Raw genomic sequence first — 20,684 nt, 5'->3', positions numbered from 1 at the left:
TGGCTTTAATTGAATAGTAATAAAATAATTTTGCAAGATATAACTTATAAAAAAATAATTATTAGTCATGCGCAATTTTATATGGAGTTTATTGTTGTTTTCTTCGTTGACAACAATTTCCTATTCTCAAACCAAAAGCCTTGAAAAAGGAACCTATTTATCTACCAATAAAGGGCAAAAAGTAAAATTGAATTTATCAGAAGATAATAAATTCGAACTGGTTTATTATACAGGTAAATACGAGATTAAAGGCGATTCGTTGCTATTTGCCAAAAATCAATCTTCAGAGAGCCGTTTTAATCTTTTGTTTAAAAACGATAAAAAAGCAAAAAATATTAAAATTAAGTTTTTAGATCCTTCTTATTATTCTTTTTACATTGGTACGCAAAAAGGAAATGAAGAAATCAAATATCAAAAATTAGCTGATCTTAGAGCAAAATACGATCCTGACTGGAAAAGTGCAGATGTAGAGTTTGAAATAGACAAAACAGATATTCTGTATCTGGTTTATGAAAGTTATAGTGGAAAAAGCGATGTATATAAATATGCATTGCCAAAAGATGTTTCGGAAATAACAATCAGTTACGATCTATCAATTTTAGAAGATTTAAATATTACAGGATTTTTCGATAAAAAAACAAACGAGTTAAAAATTTATGATCAATCAGGACAATACCCGTTGGCTTTTATTAACGAGAAAGATTCTCAACCTGTTAAAAATGAAACAATAGTTCCTCTTGAAACAAAATCTGTTACTAATTGGACATATCCAGGTAAAAATTCTGACTATTACAGCACTGCGATAGATAGCACAAAAAATGTTGCAATAGATACTACTGCGGTGCCAGCTTATAGTGCAGTAACTCGTAATTCGCATTACGATTTTAAATTAAAGATTGAGAATAATTTAAGTAATGCCCTTAAAGCAACCAAAGAATCAAACAATAAATATTTAGTAGTTTATAACGACAGTAAAAAGACAGCCAAAGGAAGCTTTGATACTTTTATAAAAGATCAAGAAGAAGATACGGGTTATTATATGTATGATGCATACAATTCAGCATATGATGTTTATAACTATTATTTAGCTGGGGAAGGAGATAAAAAATGGTTGAAAACTAATAAAATCACCAATGATTCAAGTGTAATTATTTTAAACAGAGAAGGAGATAAGCTTGCTATTGCAAAATCAGACTTGAAAACTCAGAAAGATCAGTTCAATAATTATGGAGATCTTTACAAACGATTACAGCGTGCAGATGCTTTTGTTTCTATTGAGAAAACCTTAAAGAACAAAAATGCAAATGATGAAGATTCAATCAGAGCTTTTAACAAAGGGGCTTTATTGGCTGGCACTTATAATTATGATTCTACATACAAGCAAGATGTCAATTCAACAGATTTTATAATTACAAAAACGCCCTTAGATCAAAAAGAAGTAGCCCAAGCTTGGAAAAAACTGATTGAAGCGCACGAAAAAGATACAAAACCAGATATGTATTTGGTAGAAACAATTATAAAAGAAATCCAGAATGAAGGTTTTACAAAAGGACTTTTTAATAAAGATAAATCCCTTACTGATACTGATTTCCTTGCTATCGATTACGTATTAAAACATTCAGATAAGATTGAAGAAAATCGTGATTCATTTAATGGCCAAGAAATTGAAGTTCATAATATAGGAAATGCTGTTTCGGAAGTTTCAAATGCATTACAGCAAAATAGTTCTGATTCTCAAAACGGAATTTCTAGTGAAATAAACAAACAAAAAATCATTTCGACTTATAAAAAAATCATCGATTCGGGAAAAGCAAATTTCGATACTTATAGAAACTATTTTACATATTTAAGTCAAACTGAAGAAAAAGAAGGTTCTAATACGAAGTACTTAAAAGAATTTAAAACCTTTTTCGATTCAAATTTATCAGGAACAAATCCTATTGAGAAATTAGATACTTTGTTTTCTGGCTTAAATTCAAGTTCTAATTTTGCTTATGATGGTTGGAACTCATTTAAAATTTATAATTCAGATTTATGTAATAATGCAGCATGGTCTATCGTAACGAATCCCATAAATGAAAGTTACCTAAAAGATGCTATCAATTGGTCAGAATATAGTGTGGCCATAACAAAAAACAATTCGTATTATTTAGATACTTTGGCACAATTGTATTATAAAGATGGGCAAAAAGACAAAGCAATTGCAACGGAAACTCTTGCTGTAAAATATTTAAATTCAGATGTTGATGGAGAAACGGCAAAGGATATTAAAGATGTTTTAGATAAAATGCAGAACGGAACGTATTAAATTTCTAGTATGTAATAAAAAAAGGCTGTCTAAAATTTTAGACAGCCTTTTTTAGTATTTAAAATTCAGATTGAATTACAATCCGAATGCAGCTTTTACTTGGTCAACAAAATCAAGTTTTTCCCATGTAAATAACTCAACAGTAACTGTTTTTTCGTTTCCGCCTGGAGCAGAGAATGTTTTAGTAACCGTTTCTGGTTTACGTCCCATGTGTCCGTAAGCAGCAGTTTCGCTATAAATAGGATTTCTTAATTTTAAACGTTGTTCGATAAAGTAAGGACGCATATCAAAGATAGCTTCTACCTTTTTAGCGATTTCACCGTTAGTTAAGTTTACTTTAGAAGTTCCGTACGTTTCAATGAAAATTCCCATTGGCTCAGCAACACCAATTGCGTAAGAAACCTGAACTAAGATTTCGTCAGCAACACCAGCAGCCACTAAGTTTTTAGCGATATGACGAGTTGCATAGGCAGCACTTCTATCTACTTTACTTGGGTCTTTTCCAGAGAATGCACCACCACCGTGAGCACCTTTTCCACCGTAAGTATCCACGATAATTTTTCTTCCTGTTAAACCAGTATCTCCGTGAGGTCCTCCAATAACAAATTTTCCTGTTGGGTTAATATGGTAGTTGATTTTATCGTTGAATAAATGAGCATGCTCTGGGTTCTTAGCAATAATTCTAGGAATCAAGATTTCAACAATATCTTTTTTGATTTTAGCTAACATCGCAGCTTCTTCATCAAAATCATCGTGTTGAGTTGAGATAACAATTGCATCAATACGAGTTGGTTTGTTATCGTCGCTGTATTCTAAAGTAACCTGAGATTTTGCATCTGGACGTAAATAAGTGATTTCCTTATTTTCGCGTCTTAAAATGGCTAATTCTTGTAATAATTTATGAGACAAATCAAGAGCCAATGGCATGTAGTTTTCAGTTTCATTTGTAGCGTAACCAAACATCATCCCTTGGTCACCAGCACCTTGCTCTTCTGGCTTAGCTCTGTCAACACCTTGATTAATATCTGCAGATTGCTCGTGAATTGCTGAAAGAATCCCGCATGAATTCGCTTCAAACATATATTCACTTTTAGTATATCCAATTTTACGGATTACTTCGCGTGCAATTTGCTGAACATCTAAATAAGTATTCGATTTTACTTCACCTGCTAAAACAACCTGACCTGTTGTAACTAAAGTTTCACAAGCTACTTTTGAGTCAGCGTCAAATGCCAAAAAGTTGTCAATTAATGCATCCGAAATTTGATCTGCAACTTTGTCTGGATGCCCTTCACTAACAGATTCTGACGTAAATAAATAAGCCATAATAATGTAATAATAATGTATTAGTTTAAAATTAAGCGGGAAAAATAATTGCTAAAAAGGGCTAAAGGAGAGTTGCTGCTTTAGCATTTTTTACTGCTGAAATTAATCTTTCAGCATTCATAACGAAACCGTTTCATTATGAAGAGGTTGCAATCAGTTCAAATTTTTCCTCTGTTTCGGGTGCAAAGGTATGAAACCATTTTGATTTGCAAATTAAAGTTCAACTTTTTTTATTTTTTATGACAGAAATTTAACATTAACATACTACTTTGATAGGGTAATAGAAAATATTTCTCTTTTTGTTTGGCTGATTAAAAAATAGTTCAGACATTTGCCTCGTTAAAATAAAAAAAGAAATGAAATTTACAGTTTGCAATATGATGTCTTGTAAGATGCCGGAACTATCCGCAGAGACTCTATTGTAACTTTTTTTTAAATAGATATAGAACCTCTGCCAGATCGCAGAGGTTTTTTTTGTTCGAAAAATAAAATTGTAAGACTTTTTTGTAAGCCAAAAACAACTAATTAATCAGTAAAAAGAAATGAAGAAAAATGTTATAATCGTTTTAGGTCTTTTGACTTTTTTAGGAATTTATGCTCAAGATAACAAAACCGAGCAGGATACTTTAAAAAACAATGAATTATCAGAAGTTACCATAATTGGATCGAGAAGTAAAAACAGAGTAAAAACAGATGTGCCTGTTCCGGTTGATGTTTTCAATATCTCTGATATTACAAAAGGAGCGCCGCAGACCAGCGTTACCCAGATTTTAAATTACGTTGCGCCGTCATTTACCAGTAACGCAACATCTACAGCAGATGCAACCGATCACGTTGATCCAGCACAATTAAGAGGATTAGGACCAGATCAGGTTTTAATTTTAGTAAACGGAAAAAGAAGACATACCAGTGCTTTAGTAAACATAAACGGATCTCCAGGAAGAGGATCTGTAGGAACAGATTTAAATGCCATTCCCTCTTTTGCTATCGAAAGAATTGAAGTTTTAAGAGATGGAGCCGCTGCACAATACGGTTCGGATGCTATTGCGGGAGTTATTAATATTGTACTGAAAAAGAATGCCAATTATGTTTCTGGAGGAATTCAGTACGGTGCCAACCTATCTTCAGGATCAAATAATTTTAAAGGCGGAGCTGATGGAGAAACTCTTCAAGCCGATTTAAACTACGGGACATCTTTAGGAAAACCAGGAAGTTACTTTAATATTACCGGAAGTGCCATTACAAGACAAACAACCAGCAGAGCAGGAATTAGAAGCAACGCTATTTTTAATGCTTACAACGCAGTAGAAAACAGAGCAGCACAAAATGGAGTTGAAATCAATTCGTTGTTTAGCAATATCAATAACACTTCAAACTCGGCACAAATTATCAGTTCATTGCAGCAATATGCACCGCAGGTAAGTTATTTTACTCCAGCACAGCAAAATGCCATTTCTTCTGCCACGACAATTGCGCAAATGCAGACCGCTTTGAATTTTGATGTAACGAATAATGAATTAGCCTATAGAGGTCAGGAAAGAAGAGACTATAATATGAGTGTGGGACAGTCAGAACTGGCTTCGGGACAAGCGTATTATAATGCTAAATACCCATTAACGGAAAATACATCTTTATATTCTTTTGGAGGTGTATCTTATAGAAATGGTAAATCATATGCTTTTAATAGACTTCCAAATGGTTCAGGAACTTTCACGCAAGTGTATCAAAACGGATTTTTACCAGAAATAGAATCTAAAATTTTAGATGCCTCTGCAGCAGTTGGAGTGAATACACAATTGTTTGGGTTTGATACTGATTTAAGTACAAATCTTGGAACAAACTCTTTTCAATATGATGTAAACAATACCATCAATGCTACTTTAGGAGTAAATTCTCCAACGAGTTTTGATGCTGGAAAAGTTTCCTTTTTGCAAAGCACAACTAATTTAGATTTCAGTAAAAAGGTAGATGTTTTATCTGGTTTAAACATTGCATTTGGTGGAGAATTCAGATATGAAAACTATCAGATAAAAGCAGGAGAAGAAGCTTCTTATGGATTATATGATGTAAATGGAAGTTTAGTTTCAGGAATTCTGCCAAGTAATTCACCTTTAATTGTTACTGACTTTTTCGGAAACAAACGTGGAGCGGGAGCGCAGGGATTTTCAGGATTTCAGCCATCAGATGCTAAAGAAAAAGACAGAAAAAGTGGAGCTGCTTATATCGATCTAGAATTGAATGCTACTGAAAACTGGCTTATAGATGGAGCAGCGCGTTATGAAAACTATTCAGATTTTGGAAGTACAGTTACCTTTAAATTAGCTTCTCTTTTAAAATTAACTAACAACATTAACTGGAGAATTTCTGGGCAAACAGGTTTTAGAGCGCCTTCATTACAACAAAAATATTTTGAATCAAGCTCGACACAATTCATCAACGGATCACCATATCAAGTGGGATATTTTACAAATGATTCTCAAGCAGCAAAAAGTATTGGTGTAGAAAACTTAAGGCCAGAAAAATCAAAAAGTATCAGTACAGGATTTACTTTTAAAATTCCAGAAGCCAACATAACTATTGCAACTGATGCTTACTTTACAAGAATCAACGATAGAATTGTATTGTCAGGACAATATGCAAGACCAACAGATGCGCAGATTGCAGCTGCAACATCGCAAGAACAAAAAGATGCATTAACCTTGTTTCAGCAGGCGTTTGATTTAAAAGGAGTTGAAAGGGCTTCTTTCTGGACAAACGGAATTGACTCTGAAACAAAAGGAATAGATTTGGTAATTTCTCAGAAATACGACGTTATTCAAGATTTTGCAATTAAAAACGATTTGGCTTTAAGTTATAATGAAACCAAAAGAGTCGGAGATTTAAATGTGCCGCAATCAATTATCGATGCTGGGGGAGAACCATTTAGATATTCATTCTTCCCAGAATCTAGCCGCATTTATTTAGAAGAAGCTATTCCAAAATTAAAAGCTAATTTAATGACTACTTTCAGTATTAAAAAACTGGATATCTATTTAAGAAACAGCTATTTTGGTAAAGTAACTGATCCAGGAGCGACAGATGTAAATTTAGACGGATCAGCTTCAGTATACGAACACCCAGAATACAGCGCAAAACTAGTAACCGATTTATCATTAGGATATCAAATCAACGAACATTTTAGAGCTACAATTGGATTTAATAATATAGGAGATGTTTACCCAGATAGAAATAATCCGGCAACGCCAGCCTTTACCAATACAACTCCAACTTTATCTCCTGCGCCAAGTACTGATTTAAGCAACGCTAATCAATTTGCGTATTCTAGAGCAGTCTCGCAGTTTGGACTAAACGGAAGATTTGGATTTGCCCGTTTGAGCTTTAAATTTTAATCTACTAAAAAAAACTAAGCCACAGATTGAAAGGGTTAGACGAATTAGCATTGATTTAAAATCATTGTAATCTTTTAATCTGTGGCTAAACTTAATCACAATGCTAAGTCAAATCCTTGATTTTATAAAGGTTGAAAAAAAATAATTGAAAATATTAAATTTTTATTTGGTCGTTAAAAAAATACTTATTACATTTACTCTATCGAATTAGTCGAGTTTAAAAATAAAAAATCAATTTTAAATAAAATGAAAACAATAGCAAAAGGAAATATGATGTGTTGTAGAATGATGCAGATGTGCATCCCAATTTGCTGTTGCCAAAAGTAAAAAGATACAAATCTTTAGTTATAGTTACACTATAAGCCCTTTTGGTAGCCATCCGAAAGGGCTTTTTTAATTTCAATATTTAAAATTAAGATCATGAAAACATTAAATTCAATAGCAGTAGAATATTTATTGAGAAACGATTCTCAAAACAACAATACAAAATCAGAAAATATTACAAGAGAAGTGGCAAGACTGCATCAAGAACAAGATTTAAAAAATCAGAAATCATTACTCTTTCAACTATATTATCTGGAAGAAGAAGGCGAAGACTTTTTTGCTTAAACCAATTCTAAAATTCATTTACAATATATAATAGTATTAACAATACCTAAAAAACTAAGAAATCATGAGTACACAAAAATTTGCAACAAACGCATTACACGCAGGACATGATGTAACGAAAAACGGAGGAACAAGAGCAGTACCAATTTACCAAACGTCATCATACGTATTTAATAGCGCAGATCATGCGGCTAATTTATTCGGATTAGCCGAAGCTGGTTTTATCTACACAAGATTAAACAATCCAACAAATGATATCCTTGAACAGCGTTTGGCGGCACTAGAAGGCGGAATTGGAGCTGTAGTTACAGCATCTGGAGCATCTGCAATTGCGACTACTTTATTGACTTTACTTAGAGCTGGCGATCATATTGTTGCATCTAACAGTTTATACGGCGGAACTTATAATTTATTAAGTGTAACACTGCCACGATTAGGAATTACAACCACTTTTGTAGATCCTTCTAATCCAGAAAACTTTACCAAAGCCGCCAAAGAAAACACAAGAGCCTTCTTTGTAGAATCTCTGGGGAATCCAAAATTAGACGTATTAGACTTAAAAGGAATTTCGGCAGAAGCCAAAGCATTCAAAGTGCCGTTTATAGTAGATAATACAGTTGCGACACCTTATTTATTAAACCCAATTAAATACGGTGCCGATATTGTAATTCATTCCTTAACTAAATATATTGCCGGAAACGGAACTTCATTAGGCGGTGTAATCATTGACGCTGGAAATTTTGACTGGGCAAACGGGAAATTCCCTGAATTTACAGAACCTTCTGCCGGATATCATGGATTAGTGTATCACGAAGCTTTAGGTAATGCCGCTTTTATTGCAAAAGCAAGAATTGAAGGACTGCGTGATTTCGGATCAGCTCTGAGTCCTTTTAACGCCTTTCAGATTATTCAGGGATTAGAAACACTGTCAATCCGAATTAAAAAACACAGTGAAAATGCTTTGGCATTAGCCGAATGGTTAGAACAGCAAGATGAGGTGGTTTGGGTAAACTATCCAGGTTTGAAAACCAATAAATATTATGATTTGGCTCAGAAATATCTTCCAGAAGGACAAAGCGGAATCATAACTTTTGGTTTGAAAGGAGGATTTGATGCTGCCAAAAAAGTTGTAGATGAAACACGATTATTTTCGCTGTTAGCCAATATTGGCGATACCAAATCGCTGATTATCCACCCAGCCAGTACCACTCATCAGCAATTGTCTGAAGAAGAACAATTGTCAACAGGAGTTTCGAAAGATTTAATCCGACTTTCTGTTGGAATAGAAGATGTTGAAGATTTAATTGCCGATTTGCAAGCCGTTTTTGAAAGCGTAACCCAATCGCAATACAGCATTAATAAAAATTAGGTTTTTTTGTTTTTTGTTTGAAAAATTGCCTTTAGCAGCGTGAGTTCTGCTAAGGGTGATTTTTTATGAAAAGACTATCGATATAAAATAAACCATATAGTTAGAAACGCACCGCGTTTACTCGCTAACATGGCAGGTTCAATATAAACGTTGATTTAAATGAACTTATATAAAAATTAAAATTATGTCAAAACTAAAAATAAATATTATCCTTTTTGGAATTGGTAATATTGGAAGCACTTTAATCAATCAGATTATCGAAAGCCAAGAGTTTTTTCTTCAGAGTAGAAATGTTGATTTTCACTTTCCAATAATTACCAATTCAACAGTTGCCTTTTTCGAGAAAGAAGGTGTTGGATATTCCTGGGAAACCAATTTTCGACAATTGGCCGTTCCTTTTAGGGTAGAAGATATTATCGAATTTGCCAAAGAAAATGAATTCGAAAATTTAATTGCAGTCGATGCAACTGCAAGTGATGAACTGATTGGACATTACAATACTTTAATCGAAAACGGATTTAATATTGTTGCCGTAAATAAAAAAGCCAATACGCTTCCAATCGATCTTTATAAAAAGCTTAGAGAAAATCTCAAAAAGCATGATAAAGAGTTTTTATATGAAACCTCTGTCGATACCGGAATTCCGGTTTTACAAACTTTAAGAGATTTGTATTTCTCTGGCGAGAAAATAACAAAAATAAGAGGCGTCTTTTCAGATAATCTAAGTTATGTTTTTAATCGTTTTTCGGCTGAAGAAAACTCCTTTTCATCTGTTTTAAAAGATGCTAGTCTCCTAGGATTAATGCGATCTACTTTTAAAGAAGATTTGTCTGGAAATGACACCGCAAAGAAATTATTGATTCTTACCCGTGAAATAGGCAAAGAATTTGAATTTTCAGATATAAAAATCCATCCGCTTATAAAAGAAGAACATTTAGAAAAAAATGGCATTCTAAATAAAGAAGCAATCGACAAATCTTTTAAAATCGCCAAAATCACACAAGCAGAAAATCATGTATTGCGATATGTAGGCGAATTTGATGTGGAGAAAAACACACTTGAAGTCAAATTGATTTCGGAACCTGTTACTTCCGCAATTGGACAATTGAAAGGTTCTGATTCTATTTTTGAAATTTATACCAAATCGTATGCAAATACTCCAATAGTCATTCAAAGTGCTGCGGCAAGCCGACAAGCAATTGCAAGAGGAGTTATAGCGGATATTTTAAAAGTAGCCGAAAAAATTAAAAATAAAGAAGCTGTCTGGCTTTAAGTGGCTCTAATATTAGTAGTTCTTTGAAAGATTGAAACAGAAAGTCAGTTAATTTTTGTAAGACAAAACCTTCGTTTATTCAAAAATAAATTTTGTAAGATGTTTTTTAGCGGTAAAAAGCTGTTTTTTAACGTTATTTTAGAAAAATTGGGCTTTTATAACTTGGAATATTCGAAAAATATTCGCACATTTGTAAGACAAACTAAAAAATTGTTAAAAACAGAGAATAGTTTGTTAACAATGAATAAAACACTTTCGGTAAAATAATCAATTCGGGAAGTTTATAAAAAGTAATAAATGCAAGATTTTTTTAAAATAACAGTCAAATCGCAAATGAATAAGTCCCTTCAGATGAACAAGATGTTCAATGTCGCACGTATTTGTGTATGCGTCTGTTGATACTAAAAGTATATATAAGTTCCATAAAAACTTAGACCCTTTTGGTATTAAAAATCCAAAAGGGTTTTTTTATTCATTTTGGTTACAGTAACAAAGAATTAAAGAAAAAATAAAGATTATAAAATAATAATAACTGACTTAAACTTAAATATCATGAGTGCAATAAACTTCCTAAGAAAAAAACTTTCAACATTCAGAAACAGGAAAAACGAAAGAAATAATCCGCCGCCAACAAATGAATTAATCCATCCAAGTTTTGGAATAACAGAAACGGATAAAAAATTGGTGAAAAACCTGCCAAATTCATTAACGTTTTTGATGTACTCAAAAGAAAATGAAACGCTTTTCATCTAAGTTGAAAAAGAACCATAAATTAGGTTAAAAACCTGCATAACATTACTGGGCATAACGTTCGGTAATTTTGTGCGTACAATAGTTTCTGATTGAATTATATCTAAGAAATTGAAGAATCAGTTTCGATAAAATTTGTTTGTTTAAGAAATTAGTAGTTAATTTGCACCGTTAAGTTCAAAAACGTATTGAAATGTTATAAAGAAAGGAGGAGGGATTAGACCCGATGAATCCTTAGCAACCCTTCGTTAATTCGAAGAAGGTGCTGCATTCTACCACGCCCAAACGTGGAAAGATAACAACAAGAATTTTTCTAGTTTCACTCTAGACTTTCTTTCTAATATTTCCACATACAAATCAAAAATAAAAAAGATTTGAAATTGGAAAATATACCAAGTCCCATTATAATTCAAAATTTCATCACCGAAAGTGGTGCAGTTTATCCATCGCTGCCTTTAAGTTTTACACTTTCTGGCCAGCCGTTGCATTCTGCCCCAATTGTTCTGGTAAACCATGCTTTAACAGGAAATGCACAAGTAACTGGAGAGAATGGTTGGTGGAGCGATTTAATTGGTGATGGTAAAACAATAGATACCCATAAATTTACCATTCTAGCCTTTAATGTTCCAGGCAACGGCAATGATTCTTTTATCATTGAAAACTATCTGGATTTTAAAACACGAGACATTGCTAGAATCTTTCTGCAAGGTCTTGAAGCGTTACAAATCGAACAGGTATTTGCTATAATCGGCGGCTCTGTTGGCGGTGGAGTAGCTTGGGAAATTCTAGCTTTGGCGCCAAATATCACCGAACACTTAATTCCAATTGCAACCGACTGGAAATCGACCGACTGGATGATTGCCAATTGTTTCCTGCAAGAACAGATTCTGAACAATTCATCAAAACCAATCGAAGATGCCAGAATTCACGCTATGCTGTGTTACCGTTCTCCAGAATCTTTCAAAGAAAAATTTCAACGAACCATCAATCAGGATCTTTTGATTTTTAATATCGAAAGCTGGCTCGCACATCACGGAAACAAGCTGCAGAAACGTTATCAGCTCGCTTCTTATAAATTGATGAACCAATTGCTGAAAACAATCGATATAACTCGAAATAGTGAGGATTTCGAGACATTAATTTCCAAATCAAATGCCGCAATACATATTATTGCAATCAACTCAGATTTATTTTTTACACCAAAAGAAAATCTGGAAACTTATAATGAATTAAAGAAGTTTAAAAACAATGTTTCATACAGCGAAATAGATTCGGTTCACGGACATGACGCTTTTTTAATAGAGTACAAACAATTAGATCATTTACTTGCCGATATTTTTAAGGCAGAAACAATAGCAAAATAAAATGAAAATATTAAAATTTGGAGGTAAATCATTATCAAACGGAGAAGGACTTAACAAAGTAATTTCAATCATTTCAGATAAAGTAAATCAAGGCGAAAGAATTGCCGTAGTCGTTTCTGCCCGCGGAAATGCAACAGATGAACTAGAAGATATACTAAGAATTGCCGCTAAAAACGGAAACTACAAACCTCTTTTGGAAAGTTTTAAAGCATATCAAGCTTCCGATTATCCGCAAGTTGATTTATCAGAAGAATTCAATGTTTTAGACAAACTTTTTGAAGGAGTAAGTCTGATTGGAGATTACAGCAATAAAATCAAAGATCAGATTTTATCAAAAGGAGAATTGCTTTCGGCGAAATTATTGACTTCTATTTTAGTTGAAAAAGGAATTCCTGCCAATTTCGTAGATACAAGAGAACTTTTAAAAACAGACTCTAAATTTGGTGATGCGCAGCCTTTAGAACAACTTTCTAAGAAAAACGTTATTAATTATTTCAAGCTTCATAACGGAGAAACGGTGAATATCGTAACAGGTTTCATTGGATCTAACAACAACAACGACACAACTACTTTAGGAAGAAACGGAAGCAATTACACCGCTTCGTTAATTGCGAACTATTTGGATGCAGAAGAGCTTCAAAATTTCACGCACGTTGACGGAATTTACACAGCAAACCCAGATTTAGTAGCAGATGCTAAAAAAATCGAATTCTTATCATTTAACGAAGCAAATGAGCTGGCTAATTTTGGAGCCACTATTCTGCATGCAAAAACCATTATTCCGTTATTAGAAAAGAATATTCCACTGCGTATTTTAAACACCTTCAATCACGAAAACCACGGAACTTTAATTACTTCAAATTCTCAAAAAGAAGGAATCAAGACACTTTCGGTTTTAGAAAATGTATCACTGGTAAATCTTGAAGGACGCGGATTACTAGGGAAAGCCGGAGTTGATGCCCGAATCTTCAAAGTAATGGGCGATCACAACATCAGTGTAAGCATTATTTCGCAAGGTTCTTCAGAAAGAGGAATCGGATTGGTTGTGGCCAAAGACAAAGCAACATTGGCAATGGTCGAATTGGAAAAAGAATTCGAAAACGACTTTTATTCTAAAGACGTAAATCAGATTACCGTAACTGATAATGTGTCTGTAATTTCAATCATTGGTCAGGACTTAAGTACTTTCCACAAACCGTATACAGCTTTAATTAAAAACAAAATTGTTCCAATTTTATTCAACAATACCGTTACGGGTAAAAACGTGAGTTTGGTGGTTAAAAAAGAAGAACTCACGAAAGCTTTAAACGTAATTCACGGAGAGATTTTTGGGGTTTCTAAAAAAATCAACATTGCTATTTTCGGACACGGTTTAGTAGGCGGAACTTTGATTAACCAAATTTTAGAATCGGCTTCATCAATCGAAAAACGAAAAGATATTAAGCTGAATGTATTTGCGATTGCCAATTCTAAAAAATTGCTTTTAAACAGACACGGTGTAAATAATAACTGGAAAACCGATATTGAAACCAAAGGCGAGCCATACACGATTCAGGATATTATAGCTTATGCTAATGAACATCATTTAGAAAATTTAATTGCAGTAGATAATACAGCAAGTGCTTCTTTTGTAGAAAACTACATTCCGCTTGTAGAAAGCAGTTTCGATTTGATCTCTTCAAATAAAGTAGCCAATACGTTAACGTATGGTTTTTACAAAGAATTGAGAAAAGCATTGGCGGAAAATCAAAAGAATTATTTATACGAAACCAATGTTGGAGCAGGATTGCCATTAATTGACACCATTAAATTACTGCATCTTTCAGGTGAAAACATCACTAAAATTAAAGGCGTTTTCTCTGGAACATTAAGTTATTTATTCAATAATTTCTCTGCGAAAGATGCTCCGTTTAGTAAAATTTTACAAGAAGCAATTGATAACGGATATACAGAACCAGATCCGCGTGAAGATTTATGCGGAAATGATGTTGGTAGAAAATTATTAATTTTAGCTAGAGAATTAGACTTGCAAAATGAATTTGAAGAAATCTCAATTCAGAATTTAATTCCAGACCACTTGCGTGAAGGAAGCGCAGCCGATTTCTTGACAAAATTGAAAGAATTTGATCCAATTTATGCAAAAATAAAAGCAGAACAACAGCCAAATCACGTGTTGAGATACATTGGTGAATTGTCTGGAGATTTACAGAATGACAAAGGAAATTTAGAAGTGAAATTAGTTTCGGTTCCATCAGACACAGCTCTTGGCGGATTAAAAGGTTCTGATTCATTCTTCGAAATTTACACAGAATCTTACGGAGATCGTCCAATCGTTATTCAAGGAGCTGGTGCAGGTTCTGCTGTTACAGCGAGAGGCGTTTTCGGAGATATTTTAAGATTATCTGATAAAGGATAATTGAATTTTAGATTGCAGATTTTTGATTTTAGATTGGTGATCTTGCAATGACAAGAATAAAAAACAAAAAAAATAACAACACAATGAAAGTAACTTTAAACAGAGTAAATGACGCATTTCATTTCAAAGTAAAAAATGAACGCGGACACGTAGTTGACGTTGACAGCAGAGCCGAATTTGGCGGAAGCGATTTAGGTGCAAGTCCAATGGAATTAGTACTAATGGGAGTGGCAGGATGCAGTGCTATCGATATGATTTCAATTTTGAAAAAACAGCGTCAGGAAATCACTTCATTTGATGCTGAGGTTGAAGGACTTCGTGTTCAAGTTGGAGAAGCAAAACCCTTTAAAGAAATCGATGTGGTTTTCTATTTAGAAGGAGAAATCAATCCGGAAAAAGCAAAAAAAGCAGCACAGCTTTCTTTCGAGAAATACTGTTCAGTTGCCAAAACGGTTGAACCAACAGCAACCATTAAATACAAAGTAGTTTTAAATAAAGAAGCTTTGTAATAATTAGAAAATGAGTCAATTTGAGAATTGTTCAATTTGTAAAATGAGTCAATCAGATAATTTTTAAGATGAACATAATAACTCTATATCTGTTTGAATTTTAACGCAAAGTAAAAACTTGAAACGTTAAACTTAAAACGAAAAAGAACAAAAACACAAAAACAACACAATGAATACAGAAGAATTTGGTTTTGAAACACAAGCCATTAGAACACAATTAGAAAGATCACAATATTTAGAACATTCGGTGCCTTTGTACCTATCGTCAAGCTTTGTTTTTGAAGATGCCGAAGATATGAGAGCTTCATTTACAGAAGAAAAAGAAAGAAATATTTACAGCCGTTTCAGCAATCCAAATACAACAGAATTTGTCGATAAAATCTGCAAAATGGAAGGTGCAGAATCGGGTTATGCTTTTGCAACGGGTATGGCGGCAGTATATTCTACTTTCGCGGCGTTATTAAATTCTGGAGATCATATTGTTTCTGCGAGCAGTGTTTTTGGTTCAACTCACGCTTTGTTTATGACTTATTTTCCAAAATGGAATATCGAAACTTCTTATTTTGAAATTAATAAGCCAGAAACAATAGAGAGCTTAATTAAACCAAATACCAAAATATTATACGCTGAATCTCCAACAAATCCTGGAGTAGATGTAATTGATTTAGAATTGTTAGGAAATATAGCCAAAAAACACAACTTGATTTTAATAATCGATAATTGTTTTGCAACACCCTATTTACAGCAGCCAATTAAATTTGGAGCGGATTTGGTGATTCACTCGGCTACAAAATTAATCGACGGACAAGGTCGTGTTCTTGGTGGTGTAACCGTTGGAAACGCTGATTTAATCAGACAGATTTATTTATTTTCTAGAAATACAGGACCAGCTTTGGCGCCGTTTAATGCTTGGGTGTTATCAAAAAGTTTAGAAACATTGGCTGTTCGTGTGGATAGACACTGCGAAAATGCTTTAAAAGTAGCTGAATTTTTAGAAAGCCATCCAAATGTAAACAGTGTAAAATATCCATTCTTGAAATCGCATCCGCAATATGAAATTGCCAAAAAACAAATGAAAGCGGGTGGAAATATTATTGCATTTGAAATAAAAGGCGGAATCGAAGCTGGAAGAAAATTCTTAAACAGTATTAAACTTTGTTCATTGTCAGCAAATATTGGAGATACCAGAACAATTGTTACACATCCGGCTTCTACAACACACAGCAAATTATCTGAAGAAGATCAACTAGCAGTTGGAATCACGCAAGGTTTAGTTCGTGTTTCTGTTGGTTTAGAAACAGTAGAAGATGTAATTGCCGATTTAAAACAAGCACTTTCTTAATTGAAATTTTAGATTTCTAAATTATACAATGACGATTTTTGATAGTAATTATTTTACTGTTAAAAATCGTCATTCTTTTTTATGGTTGTTTCGGTAAAAAATCTATTTTTGTTAAAACCATATTCAAAATCATTTAACTAAACCAAACCAACCTATGAGTAACTCTACTTACATTCTTGATGAAAAATTATTGGCTTCAAAAGGGCAGCGATTTCTGAATTACCTTCTGGATAATATTATGGTACTTGCCTTATTATTTGTGTTAGGTGTTATTTTAGGATTAATTGGAAGTCTTTTTGAATTACATGGAATTTTTGTTTGGTTAGACAATATTGGGGATTTAGAAGGAAGATTGATTTTTATTCTAATCACAATAGTTTACTATGCTGTAACAGAAGGTATTTTTGGCAGATCTTTAGGCAAATTAATAACAGGAACCATTGTTGTAGATGAAAATGGTGTTAAACCTGATTTTGCAGATATTTTGAAAAGAAGCTTCAGCCGAATAATTCCCTTCGACGGACTTTCGTTTTTAGGAAATTCAGGAAGAGGCTGGCATGATTCAATTTCGGACACTTATGTAGTGAATAAAAAAGAATTAGAAGAAGAAGTTAAAGTCTTTCACGAATTCAATTTAATCGGAAATAACGAAGTAATTTGATGGATTTAGTAGAATTTAACTATTCTACTGTTATTTTTCTCATTTAAAAATCCTATTTTTGTTGCAGAAAAATATGAAGCTGTTTGTTTTAGGAAAATCTAGAATTTGCAGTCTTCAATCTAAAACATAAAAATAGTGCTTTCAAAGAAAACAAAATACGGAATTAAAGCCTTAACTTATCTGGCTAGACGGGAAAATAATGAACCTGTGCAAATAGCCGAAATTGCGAAGAGTGAACACATTTCGATTAAATTTTTGGAAAGCATTTTATTGCTTTTAAGAAACTCTGGATTTCTTGGTGCAAAAAAAGGCAAAGGCGGAGGATATTATTTAATCAAAGATCCAAAAGACATCAGTATGGCGAAAGTCTATCGTATTCTAGAGGGGCCAATCGCATTACTGCCTTGTGCAAGTCATAATTTCTACGAAAGATGTGATGACTGCGATGATGAATCGACCTGTGCGGCACGACGTTTAATGACAGAAGTTCGTGATAATACACTTAAAATATTAGAAAGTAATTCTTTAGCAGATATAGCATTCTAAAAAAATAAACCATAAAAGTTATATAAGTTCATTTTAGACTTTGCGCAAAGCTTGTTAAGTGAACTTATATAACTTGATTTTAAAATTTATCTTAAAAGATCAATTTATATCCTGCCATGAAAAGCATTACAGCAATCGCATTTCTAAGGAATTGATCCGGCACTTTTCCACTTAACATACTTCCGATATAGATTCCAGGAAGTGATCCCATTAATAATTGCACTAGTAATACTAAATCTAGATTTCCCATAGAAGCATGTCCAATTCCGGCAACTAAAGTTAGAGGAACAGCATGTGCAATTTCAGTTCCTACTAAACGTGGTGTTGGTAAAAGCGGATAGAGGAAAAATAAAGTTACCGTTCCTAATGCTCCAGCTCCAATAGAAGTTAAAGTTACAGTTGCCCCTAATAAAATTCCTATTCCAATAGTGAGCATGTTTTGAGTTTTGCTTTCTTTATGAAATTTATCTCCAGCATGTTTTTGAGAAAAGACTAAAATTTTATTTTTGAATATAATGGCAATCGAGGTAAACAATAATGCCCAGCCTAAACTATATTTTATTACACGATTTATAGTTTCAATATCGGTTTTAATACTGTTTAATATCCATAAAGTCAATAAAGCAGCGGGAACACTTCCTAAGGTAAGCCATCCGGTAATTTTCCAGTTAATGTTTCCTTTTTTGTTATGTACAAATACGCCTCCCGCTTTGGTAAAAGCAGCATAAAGTAAGTCTGTGCCCACTGCGGTTGTTGGAGAAATACCAAAATATAATAAAATTGGAGTCATTAAAGAGCCTCCGCCAACACCTGTTAATCCAACAATAAAGCCCACAGTTAAACCTGCAATTACAAGACCAATCTGAAAATCCATAATAAAAATTTGGAGCTAAAATAATAACAATTTTATAATTATCCTATGGATTTTATAGAGATTAAATGTGTATTTTTACAAATCACAAAATTAAAGTACGCTGTTATAATCTAACGAAGCAGCGCCTAATTTGTTAAATAAATTATTAATCCTTTATTAAATTTCTTTTGTCTTGGTTTATAGTAAGATAGCTTCTGTAAAAAACTAAATATATTGTTTTGATATTTCAAAATATATAGTACATTTGCAAAGTAATCTACTAAGCCGATAGGATAATAGATTTTTAAGAATAAAAAATCTTAAGAAATATGGAAAATGAACTTAAATTGAACAACACTGCGATCAAGTCTAATGCTTTTTCAAAAGGAAATTTGTGGGTTGTCATACCTGTCGTTTTGCTAGTAAGTTTATTATCTGTATTAATATACAATCATCACGCTGAATTTACGTGGGATGGATTTGTAAATGGTTTTAATGAAGAGTTCTTAGTATTTTTTGCTATTGGAGTTTTCGCTCAATTAGTTGACGGAACTTTAGGAATGGGTTACGGAGCGACTTCAACCTCATTTTTATTGGCTTATGGAGTTCCACCAGTAGTGAGCAGTACAGCGGTTCACGTTTCGGAAATGTTTACAACAGGAGCATCGGCACTTTCGCATCACCGTTTTGGAAATATCAATAAAAAACTGGTAAAACATTTGCTGATTCCGGGAGTTTTAGGTTCAATCACAGGAGCTTATTTGTTGTCGGATGTTATTGATGGAGATATTATTAAGCCATTTATTGCGGTTTACATGATTATTCTGGCGGTTGTAATTATCAAAAAGGCATTAAGAAAAAGCATTGTAAAAAAGAAGACTAAAAAATTAGGCGTTTTGGCTGTTTTTGGAGGTTTTATGGATTCTATTGGAGGAGGTGGCTGGGGGCCAATTGTGACTTCAACATTATTAGGAAGAGGAAGAAATCCAAGATATACCATTGGTTCTGTAAACGCAGCTGAGTTTGCGATTTCATTTGCAAGCGGTATTACTTTCATGCTTTTTGGAGGAATCCACGGCTGGCAGGTAATCATCGGATTAATTTTAGGAGGAGTTATTTCGGCGCCATTAGCAGCTTATTTGGTGAATAAAATCAAAAGAAAACCAATGATGGTTGCAGTTGGAGTTCTAATTATAATATTGAGTTTAAAAACATTGTCTAAATTATTGTAAAAAATAATTTTAGAAAGAAAGAGATTATGAGTGCGAGTATTGTACAAGATTTATTAGAAAAAACTAAAGATTTTTCCCTTGAAGAAACTTTGAGTTTTTTAGCAGAAAGATATCCAAATCAGGTTACTTTTTCAACTTCATTTGGGCAGGAAGATCAGGTAATTACTGACTTTGTCTTCAAAAATGATATTCCAATTAAGGTTTTTACTTTAGATACAGGAAGATTATTTCAGGAAACTTACGATGTTTTCCATAGAACTTTAAAGAAATACAAAAAACAAATTGAAGTTTATTTCCCAGAAGCGGCATCAGTAGAAAATCTGCTTCAAACAAAAGGACCAAACAGTTTTTACGATTCGGTTGAAAACAGAAAAGAGTGCTGTTTTATTCGAAAAGTAGTTCCCTTAAGAAAAGCTTTGGCAGGAAATGCAGTCTGGATTACAGGTTTAAGAGCAGAGCAATCAGAAAACAGACACGATTTAAGCTTGTTTGAATACGACGGAAACTTTGAAATTATCAAATTCAATCCACTGTTAAAATGGACTTTAGAAGAAGTTGAAAATCATCTGAAAGAATTTAATGTCCCTCAAAATGCTTTACACAAAGAAGGTTTTATAAGCATAGGATGCGCGCCTTGCACGAGAGCCATTTTTCCTGGTGAAGACATTAGAGCCGGAAGATGGTGGTGGGAATCAAGCCATAAAGAATGTGGTCTGCATAGTGCTAAGAAAGAATAG

16 protein-coding genes and 1 riboswitch are annotated in these 20,684 nt (G+C 33.3%); of the genes, 14 read left to right on the top strand and 2 right to left on the bottom strand.

Annotated features, from left to right (window positions below; genetic code table 11):
* The first annotated feature begins 67 nt into the window (after positions 1-67).
* Entirely contained in the window at positions 68-2,308 is a 2,241-nt protein-coding gene (locus tag P2W75_RS02555) for a hypothetical protein (RefSeq protein WP_276378790.1), read from the top strand.
* 75 nt (positions 2,309-2,383) lie between these two features.
* Here the strand turns inward: P2W75_RS02555 and metK are convergent, their stop codons facing one another.
* Positions 2,384-3,634: a methionine adenosyltransferase gene (gene metK / locus P2W75_RS02550; RefSeq protein WP_276378789.1), complete on the bottom strand. Its 1,251-nt coding sequence runs from the start codon at positions 3,632-3,634 to the stop codon at positions 2,384-2,386.
* A gap of 542 nt (positions 3,635-4,176) precedes the next feature.
* On the opposite strand from metK, the gene P2W75_RS02545 reads away from it, so the two are divergent.
* From P2W75_RS02545 to P2W75_RS02495, 11 genes are all read left to right on the top strand, one after another.
* On the top strand, positions 4,177-7,023 hold the full coding sequence (locus P2W75_RS02545; protein ID WP_276378787.1) for a TonB-dependent siderophore receptor: 2,847 nt from the start codon (positions 4,177-4,179) through the stop codon (positions 7,021-7,023).
* A 420-nt stretch (positions 7,024-7,443) separates the two neighbouring features.
* Positions 7,444-7,632 (top strand): hypothetical protein, encoded by a 189-nt coding sequence (locus P2W75_RS02540; protein WP_276378786.1) that lies wholly within the window; start codon positions 7,444-7,446, stop codon positions 7,630-7,632.
* A 64-nt stretch (positions 7,633-7,696) separates the two neighbouring features.
* Positions 7,697-9,001, top strand: a complete 1,305-nt coding sequence (locus P2W75_RS02535) for an O-acetylhomoserine aminocarboxypropyltransferase/cysteine synthase family protein (protein ID WP_276378785.1) — start codon at positions 7,697-7,699, stop codon at positions 8,999-9,001.
* A 184-nt stretch (positions 9,002-9,185) separates the two neighbouring features.
* Positions 9,186-10,274: an aspartate kinase gene (locus P2W75_RS02530; protein WP_207297968.1), complete on the top strand. Its 1,089-nt coding sequence runs from the start codon at positions 9,186-9,188 to the stop codon at positions 10,272-10,274.
* Positions 10,275-10,826: 552 nt separating this feature from the next.
* The gene (locus P2W75_RS02525) at positions 10,827-11,027 is read left to right on the top strand and encodes a hypothetical protein (protein ID WP_276378784.1); all 201 of its coding nucleotides are present in this window, start codon (positions 10,827-10,829) and stop codon (positions 11,025-11,027) included.
* A 190-nt stretch (positions 11,028-11,217) separates the two neighbouring features.
* Positions 11,218-11,326: riboswitch (SAM riboswitch) on the top strand.
* Positions 11,327-11,398: 72 nt separating this feature from the next.
* On the top strand, positions 11,399-12,388 hold the full coding sequence (locus P2W75_RS02520; protein WP_373921619.1) for an alpha/beta fold hydrolase: 990 nt from the start codon (positions 11,399-11,401) through the stop codon (positions 12,386-12,388).
* Between the two features lies 1 nt (position 12,389).
* Positions 12,390-14,804 (top strand): bifunctional aspartate kinase/homoserine dehydrogenase I, encoded by a 2,415-nt coding sequence (thrA, locus tag P2W75_RS02515; protein ID WP_207297965.1) that lies wholly within the window; start codon positions 12,390-12,392, stop codon positions 14,802-14,804.
* An 83-nt stretch (positions 14,805-14,887) separates the two neighbouring features.
* Entirely contained in the window at positions 14,888-15,313 is a 426-nt protein-coding gene (locus P2W75_RS02510; RefSeq protein ID WP_207297964.1) for an OsmC family protein, read from the top strand.
* A gap of 169 nt (positions 15,314-15,482) precedes the next feature.
* Complete coding sequence (locus P2W75_RS02505) at positions 15,483-16,655, top strand: PLP-dependent aspartate aminotransferase family protein (protein WP_207297963.1); 1,173 nt, start codon at positions 15,483-15,485, stop codon at positions 16,653-16,655.
* A gap of 154 nt (positions 16,656-16,809) precedes the next feature.
* A complete protein-coding gene (locus P2W75_RS02500) occupies positions 16,810-17,316 on the top strand; it encodes an RDD family protein (protein WP_207297962.1) in 507 nt (168 codons plus the stop codon).
* A gap of 135 nt (positions 17,317-17,451) precedes the next feature.
* Positions 17,452-17,862: an Rrf2 family transcriptional regulator gene (locus P2W75_RS02495; RefSeq protein WP_008466594.1), complete on the top strand. Its 411-nt coding sequence runs from the start codon at positions 17,452-17,454 to the stop codon at positions 17,860-17,862.
* A 91-nt stretch (positions 17,863-17,953) separates the two neighbouring features.
* Here the strand turns inward: P2W75_RS02495 and P2W75_RS02490 are convergent, their stop codons facing one another.
* The gene (locus P2W75_RS02490; protein WP_276378780.1) at positions 17,954-18,736 is read right to left on the bottom strand and encodes a sulfite exporter TauE/SafE family protein; all 783 of its coding nucleotides are present in this window, start codon (positions 18,734-18,736) and stop codon (positions 17,954-17,956) included.
* 308 nt (positions 18,737-19,044) lie between these two features.
* On the opposite strand from P2W75_RS02490, the gene P2W75_RS02485 reads away from it, so the two are divergent.
* A complete protein-coding gene (locus tag P2W75_RS02485) occupies positions 19,045-19,947 on the top strand; it encodes a sulfite exporter TauE/SafE family protein (RefSeq protein ID WP_207297960.1) in 903 nt (300 codons plus the stop codon).
* A gap of 26 nt (positions 19,948-19,973) precedes the next feature.
* Positions 19,974-20,684 (top strand): phosphoadenylyl-sulfate reductase, encoded by a 711-nt coding sequence (locus P2W75_RS02480; RefSeq protein ID WP_276378778.1) that lies wholly within the window; start codon positions 19,974-19,976, stop codon positions 20,682-20,684.

The sequence above is a fragment of the Flavobacterium sp. H4147 genome, assembly GCF_029360735.1.
Taxonomy (GTDB): Bacteria; Bacteroidota; Bacteroidia; order Flavobacteriales; family Flavobacteriaceae; genus Flavobacterium; species Flavobacterium endoglycinae.
Note: the sequence above shows the minus strand (reverse complement) of the source record. Positions and strands in the feature narration are given on the sequence as shown.